The following is a 6,508-nucleotide window of genomic DNA, read 5'->3' as shown; positions in this document are numbered from 1 at the left end:
CTCAGTCGTTGTTCCCGGTCAGTGGAGGCGCATTATAGGGAGTTCTCAGAAGGTCGCAACCCTTAATTTAAAAAAACTTTCTGAATGCTGCCTTTTTGGTCTAAACGTTTATAAAGCCCGCATTACAGCGATTTTTTATACGAAATCAGCCCAAAATCCTCAGCGAATTTAGCCACCTGCTGCCAGTCTGTGTATTCCACTTCTTTACTGGTATCCGTTTCGCCGCCTGTCATACGCATAATAAGTTGGATCATAACCTTATCGAACCAGCGATAACGCGGATAACGCAGCGCACCAGCGAAGACGCCACAGATTGCCGGTTCCCACGGCGAGCTCAGCAGGAACTTGCGCACATAGGCATTGGTCTGCGGGCTGCGCTTCTCAGGCTTACGGGCGGTGAGGTTGACACCAAAGAAGGCCGATGGCATCTGGTTAAGAGTCTCGGCGTGCTTCTTCACGAATTTATCCAGCACTGCATTAAAGTGACCATAACGGATAGACGCGCCAATCATCACCTGGTCATAGCTTTTCAAATCCACATGCTCAGCGTGTGCCAGATCGATGACATCGCAGCTGCACTTCTCTTTCAGCTCACTGGCAATATAAGAAGAAATGGCATGGGTCTGCCCGTCACGGCTTGAGTAGAGTATCAACGCTTTCATTCTTGTTTCCCTTTCCAAAACTTATTCGCGCCAGAACGTCGGCGTAAACAGTACTAATAGTGTGAAGACCTCTAGACGACCAAACAGCATGGTGACGATCAGGATCCATTTCGCCACGGAATTCATGGACGCAAAGTTATCGGCGACAACGCCCAGCCCTGGCCCCAGGTTATTAAGGGTGGCCGTAACAGCGGCGAATGCCGAGAAGTTATCCACGCCAGTCGCAACAATCGCCAGCATGCTGACAATAAACACCAGGGCATAGGCCGAGAAAAATCCCCATACAGCTTCGATGATACGTTCTGGCAGCGCGCGGTTACCCAGTTTGATGGTGTAAACCGCATTGGGATGCACCAACCTTTTCAGTTCGCGCGAGCCCTGTAAATACAACAGCAGGATACGGATAACCTTCAGGCCGCCGCCGGTCGAACCGGCACAGCCGCCGATAAACGCAGAACATAATAATAGAAGAGGCAGGAACAGCGGCCACTTTGAAATACTGTCTGTGGTGTAACCCGCCGTGGTGGCCATTGATACCACCTGGAAAAACGCCTGATTAATTGTCTCCAGCCCGGAACCGTAGACGTTGTGGATCCACAGAACAATCGTGCAGATGACCACCAGCGTAAACTGCACACCGATGAACATACGGAATTCCGGATCGCGCCAGTACACCTTCAGGTTACGGCCACTCAGCATTGCGAAATGCAGACCATAGTTACAGCCGGAGATAAGCAAGAACACAGCGATAATGCTGTTAATGGTGCCGCTGTGGAAATAACCAATGCTGGCGTCATGCGTCGAGAAGCCACCGATGGCAATAGTCGAGAAGCTGTGCCCGATGGCGTCAAAGACTGACATCCCTGCGCCCCATAACGACAATGCGCAGGCGATGGTCAGCAACACATAGATCAACCACAAGGTTTTTGCGGTTTCAGCAATACGCGGGCGCATCTTATTATCTTTCAGCGGCCCGGGCATTTCAGCGCGATACAGCTGCATCCCGCCCACGCCCAATATCGGCAAGATTGCTACGGCGAGCACAATGATCCCCATACCGCCAAACCACTGCAGCATTTGCCGGTAGAACAGAATCGCTTTCGGTAGGGAGTCCAGCCCGACCAACGTAGTCGCACCGGTAGTCGTCAGGCCTGAGAAAGATTCAAAGAACGCATCGGTGAGTGAGAGATTCGGCCGTTCAGAGAACAGAAAGGGCAATGCCCCGACGCTGCCCAGCACAGTCCAGAACAGAACCACGATGAGAAAACCTTCGCGCGGCTTCAGCTCACTCTTTTGCTTTCGATTGGGAAGCCAGAGGAAAAGTCCAATCGCCAGGGCGACGAAGAACGTCTGGCTGAACGCACGTCCCGCGCCGTCCCGGTAAATAAGAGCGACCAGACCGGGAATAATCATCGTTCCGGAAAACAGGATGACAAGCACCCCTACGATGCGTGTTATGGCACGAAAATGCATGCTGGTGCGTTCCTCAGCGAATTAACCATAGAAAAAATTAAGAAACCGGACGCAGAATGAGCGTGCCACGGCTGATATCGAACAGATGACTGACCGTTACTGTTGCATCCGCCGCGGGCAGCGCCAGAACGAGATCGACCGCAGCGCCAAATTCACTGCGTAAAATATGCCCGCCGACTTGCGAAAGCAGCGTTTCCACCAGCTGTAACTGGCTGTAATCACACTGCACCGCGAATTCTGCCAGCGGAACTTTTTGCTGCACGGTAAGTTGTTTTAATGCGTGCTGAATACCGCCGCCGTAGGCTTTCACCAATCCGCCGGTGCCCAGCATGATACCGCCGTAATACCGCACGACGACGGCCGTGATCTCCCCGATCCCGCTTCCCATCAGCTGACTGAGGATGGGTTTGCCCGCGGTACCTGCCGGTTCGCCATCATCAGAAAAACCCAGCTGTTGCGAATCATCCGGCGCACCCGCCACAAACGCCCAGCAGTGATGACGCGCTGCCGGATGCTGATGCCTGACGTCCTGAATAAACGCTTTCGCCGCTTCAACGCCTTCTGTTCTTGCCAGGAAGGTAATGAAGCGGCTCTTCTTTATCTCCTCACTGAAAGTGACAGACTCAGCAGGAACGGGATACGGCTGCATCAGGCCAGCTTCAGATCGCGGGTCATGTTTTCGATACGGTTATCGTGGATAACAATGTTGTCCTCGATACGGATCCCGCCAAACGGCTTCATCGCCTCAATGCGATCCCAGGCAAAGTGCTTACTGAACTGCCCTTCGCGCAACGGTGTTAGCAGCGAATCGATGAAATACAAACCCGGTTCGATGGTCAGCACCATTCCAGGCTCAATCACGCGGGTGCAACGCAGATACGGATACTGTGAAGGCGCAGCCTGATGGGTACCTTTATCGTCCTGCATAAAGCCAGCGACGTCATGCACCTGCAATCCCAGCGGATGCCCAAGACCATGCGGCAGGAATGGGCCGGTCAGATTTTGTTCAACCATCGCGTCTTCACTGATATCCAGCACCAGCTTGTGCGCTTTCAATAGTTTGGCGATACGGTGATGCATCTGAACATGATAGTCGGTATAGCGCACGCCAGACTTAATCGAGTCAATTAAAGCCAGTTGCTCGGTATTGAGATCTTTTACCAGCGCACCGAAATCACTGTCCGGTTTTCCGGCATAGGTGCGGGTAAGGTCAGCAGCATAACCGTTGTACTCCGCACCGGCATCCAGCAGGAAGCTGCGCATCTCGGACGGCGGCTGGTTATCAAGGGTGGTGTAATGCAGCACGGAAGCATGTTCGTTCAGCGCGACAATGTTGTCATACGGCACATCGGTATCGCGGTGGCCAGTGGCGGTGAGATACGCCAGATTGATATCAAACTCGCTCATGCCGGACAGGAACGCTTCCTTCGCCGCACGATGCCCGCTGACTGCCACTTTCTGCGCTTCACGCATACAGGCCAGCTCATAGCCGGTTTTGTACGAACGATGATAATGCAGGAAATCCAGCACCGCTTTCGGGTTCACATTAGCTGCGGGCACGCCCATGCTGATAGCGCGATCTTGGCTTGAACCGATATAACCTACGCGCTTCAAATCCACCGGCAGTTGACCTTTGATATCATCGACATTGGCCAGCGGCGTAATGACGACCTCTTTGGTCCAGAACGAATCCGGCAGCGGCTCATGGCTGTGCCAGTAATCCACCGGCGAATAGAACCACAGCTTTGGCGCATTTACACCGTCGACCCACAACCAGCAGTTCGGCACTTTGGTGACCGGCACCCAGGCTTTAAACTGCGGATTCACTTTGAAGGGATAACTGTGGTCATCAAGGAAGGTCGTTATCAGTTCACCAGAGTGAATGAGTAACGCATCAAGCTGAGAACGTTGCAGAATTTCGCGGGCACGCGACTGCAACGTGGCGATATGTTCTTTATAAAGCGTAGTAAGCGATTCCATCCAACTGTCCTTTTTTCACCGGAAAGACGATGCAGCATCTTATCACAGCCTCACGCCTGCCATAGTCCCGGAAGGTTTGTGATCTTGCCTGCAAATAAAACACATCTCATTTGCAAATTATTAACATAATAACCACACTCGAAAGCATCTGGTCATACCAGATCATCCCAGATGATTCAGGAGAGACACATGCTTTACCAAGGCGAAACATTACACCTGCACTGGCTCGACGGCGGTATCGCGGAGCTGGTGTTCGACGCTCCAGGTTCGGTGAATAAGCTTGATACCCAAACGGTCGCCAGCTTAGGCGAGGCGATTGCGGTACTCGAAAAGCAGTCTGACCTGAAAGGGTTGCTGCTCAGCTCAGCGAAACCGGCTTTTATTGTCGGTGCCGACATCACTGAATTTTTGTCCCTGTTCAACGCGCCAGCGGAGAAACTGCATGAGTGGCTGAATTTTGCCAACAGCATTTTTAACCGGCTGGAAGATTTACCGGTGCCGACGCTTTCTGCCATTAGCGGTTATGCGCTGGGCGGCGGCTGCGAATGCGTGCTGGCAACTGATTTTAGGATCAGCACCGCCGACGCGCGCATTGGTTTGCCAGAAACCAGTTTAGGGATTATGCCGGGCTTCGGCGGTTCCGTTCGTTTACCGCGCCTGATTGGTACCGACAGCGCCCTGGAAATTATCGCCGCAGGTAAAAATATCAGCGGGAAAGAAGCGCTGAAAGTCGGGTTGGTCGATGCGGTGGTTGATGCCGATACGCTGCGCGACGCAGGGATCTCCATGCTCAGACAAGCGGTTGACGGCAAACTGGAATGGCAAAGCCGCCGTGACCCGAAACGCCTGCCGCTCAAACTCAGCCAGATCGAAGCGGCAATGAGTTTCAGCGTGGCGAAAAGCATGGTCATGCAGAATGCAGGCAAACACTATCCGGCACCGATGACTGCGGTCAAAACCATCGAAGCCGCCGCGCGCCTTGGCCGCGACGAAGCTCTTAAACTGGAAACCGCCAGCTTTGTCCCCCTCGCGCAGTCAAAAGAGGCGCGCGCGCTGGTCAGCATTTTCCTTAACGATCAGTTCGTCAAAGCCAAAGCCAAAAAACTGGCGCATAACAGCGAAAAACCGGTGCAGGCTGCCGTGCTGGGCGCAGGCATTATGGGTGGCGGAATCGCTTACCAGTCCGCGCTGAAAGGTGTGCCGGTTATTATGAAAGACATTAATGACCAGTCCCTGACGCTTGGCATGAACGAAGCGGCCAAGTTGCTCAACAAACAACTCGAGCGCGGAAAACTCGACGGACTGAAGATGGCGAAAGTGCTCTCGACCATTCACCCGACGCTGGATTACAGCGGTATCGAACGCGCCAACGTGGTAGTCGAAGCCGTAGTGGAAAATCCAAAAGTGAAAGCCGCAGTGCTGGCCGAAGCCGAATCGTTACTCGACGCCGATACTGTTCTGGCCTCAAACACATCAACCATTCCTATCGATCAGTTGGCTTCCTCGCTAAAACGCCCGGAAAACTTCTGCGGCATGCACTTCTTCAACCCGGTACATCGTATGCCGCTGGTGGAAATTGTTCGTGGCGCGAAAACCTCAGATAAAACGCTGTCGCGAATCGTCTCTTACGCGCTGACCATGGGTAAAACGCCGATTGTGGTCAACGACTGCCCGGGATTTTTCGTCAACCGCGTACTGTTCCCGTACTTCTCCGGCTTTAGTTTACTGCTACGTGATGGCGCAGATTTCCGCCAGATCGACAAAGTGATGGAAAAACAGTTCGGCTGGCCGATGGGCCCGGCATATCTGCTGGACGTGGTCGGTATCGATACCGCGCATCACGCGCAGGCGGTCATGGCGGCCGGATTCCCGCAGCGTATGGCGCGAGACTACCGTGACGCCGTGGACGTCTTGTTCGATAACCACCGTTTTGGCCAAAAAAATCAGCTGGGTTTCTACCGTTACAGCGAAGACAGCAAAGGTAAACCGCGTAAAGAAGTGGATGAACAGGCGCTCAGCCTGCTGGCTGAAAATCTCAAACCGGCCCACGCTGACTTCTCACCGCAGGACATCATCGCCCGCATGATGATCCCGATGATTAACGAAGTGGTGCGCTGCTTCGAAGAAGGCATCATCGCAAGCCCTGCCGAAGCGGATATGGCGCTGGTGTACGGCATCGGTTTCCCTCCGTTCCACGGCGGCCCGTTCCGTTATCTCGATACGATCGGTACGGCAGAATATCTCAAAATGACCGAACAATACGCGCACCTGGGGCCGATGTATCAGGCACCGGACGGGCTTCGCGCCAAAGCGCAAACCAATGAAAGTTACTACCCGGTTGCGGCTCCGCTGGAAAACATCAGCACCGGTAATCAGGCATAAGGACCGAAATC

At 53.5% G+C, this 6,508-nt stretch carries 5 protein-coding genes; 1 reads left to right on the top strand and 4 read right to left on the bottom strand.

Annotated elements, in window-relative coordinates:
• Window positions 1–122 precede the first annotated feature (122 nt).
• The 4 genes from hemG to pepQ are packed head-to-tail and all read right to left on the bottom strand — an operon-like array spanning window position 123 to window position 4,115.
• Window positions 123–662, bottom strand: coding sequence for a menaquinone-dependent protoporphyrinogen IX dehydrogenase (gene hemG, locus ACMHLI_RS20955; protein WP_413531148.1), 540 nt, complete (start codon window positions 660–662; stop codon window positions 123–125).
• Window positions 663–683: 21 nt separating this feature from the next.
• A complete protein-coding gene (gene trkH, locus ACMHLI_RS20950; RefSeq protein ID WP_413531147.1) occupies window positions 684–2,135 on the bottom strand; it encodes a Trk system potassium transporter TrkH in 1,452 nt (483 codons plus the stop codon).
• A gap of 37 nt (window positions 2,136–2,172) precedes the next feature.
• Window positions 2,173–2,784, bottom strand: coding sequence for an IMPACT family protein (locus ACMHLI_RS20945; RefSeq protein WP_413531146.1), 612 nt, complete (start codon window positions 2,782–2,784; stop codon window positions 2,173–2,175).
• Window positions 2,784–4,115 carry a Xaa-Pro dipeptidase gene (gene pepQ / locus ACMHLI_RS20940; protein WP_413531145.1) on the bottom strand — a complete coding sequence of 444 codons (1,332 nt, stop codon included), beginning with the start codon at window positions 4,113–4,115 and terminating at the stop codon, window positions 2,784–2,786. Before pepQ ends, ACMHLI_RS20945 begins: the two co-directional genes overlap by 1 nt.
• Before the next feature lie 189 nt (window positions 4,116–4,304).
• Here pepQ and fadB point away from each other — a divergent pair, with 189 nt between their 5' ends.
• On the top strand, window positions 4,305–6,497 hold the full coding sequence (gene fadB / locus ACMHLI_RS20935; protein WP_413531144.1) for a fatty acid oxidation complex subunit alpha FadB: 2,193 nt from the start codon (window positions 4,305–4,307) through the stop codon (window positions 6,495–6,497).
• Window positions 6,498–6,508: the final 11 nt, after the last annotated feature.

Origin of the sequence: Rahnella inusitata, from assembly GCF_965118895.1 — a bacterium.
In the GTDB taxonomy this organism is placed as follows: Bacteria; Pseudomonadota; Gammaproteobacteria; order Enterobacterales; family Enterobacteriaceae; genus Rahnella; species Rahnella inusitata_A.
This window is presented reverse-complemented; position numbering and strand designations above follow the sequence as displayed.

Coding starts and splice junctions, on each gene's coding strand:
- hemG (WP_413531148.1), bottom strand. CDS start 662: ATGAAAGCGTTGATACTCTACTCAAGCCGTGACGGGCAGACCCATGCC.
- trkH (WP_413531147.1), bottom strand. CDS start 2,135: ATGCATTTTCGTGCCATAACACGCATCGTAGGGGTGCTTGTCATCCTG.
- ACMHLI_RS20945 (WP_413531146.1), bottom strand. CDS start 2,784: ATGCAGCCGTATCCCGTTCCTGCTGAGTCTGTCACTTTCAGTGAGGAG.
- pepQ (WP_413531145.1), bottom strand. CDS start 4,115: ATGGAATCGCTTACTACGCTTTATAAAGAACATATCGCCACGTTGCAG.
- fadB (WP_413531144.1), top strand. CDS start 4,305: ATGCTTTACCAAGGCGAAACATTACACCTGCACTGGCTCGACGGCGGT.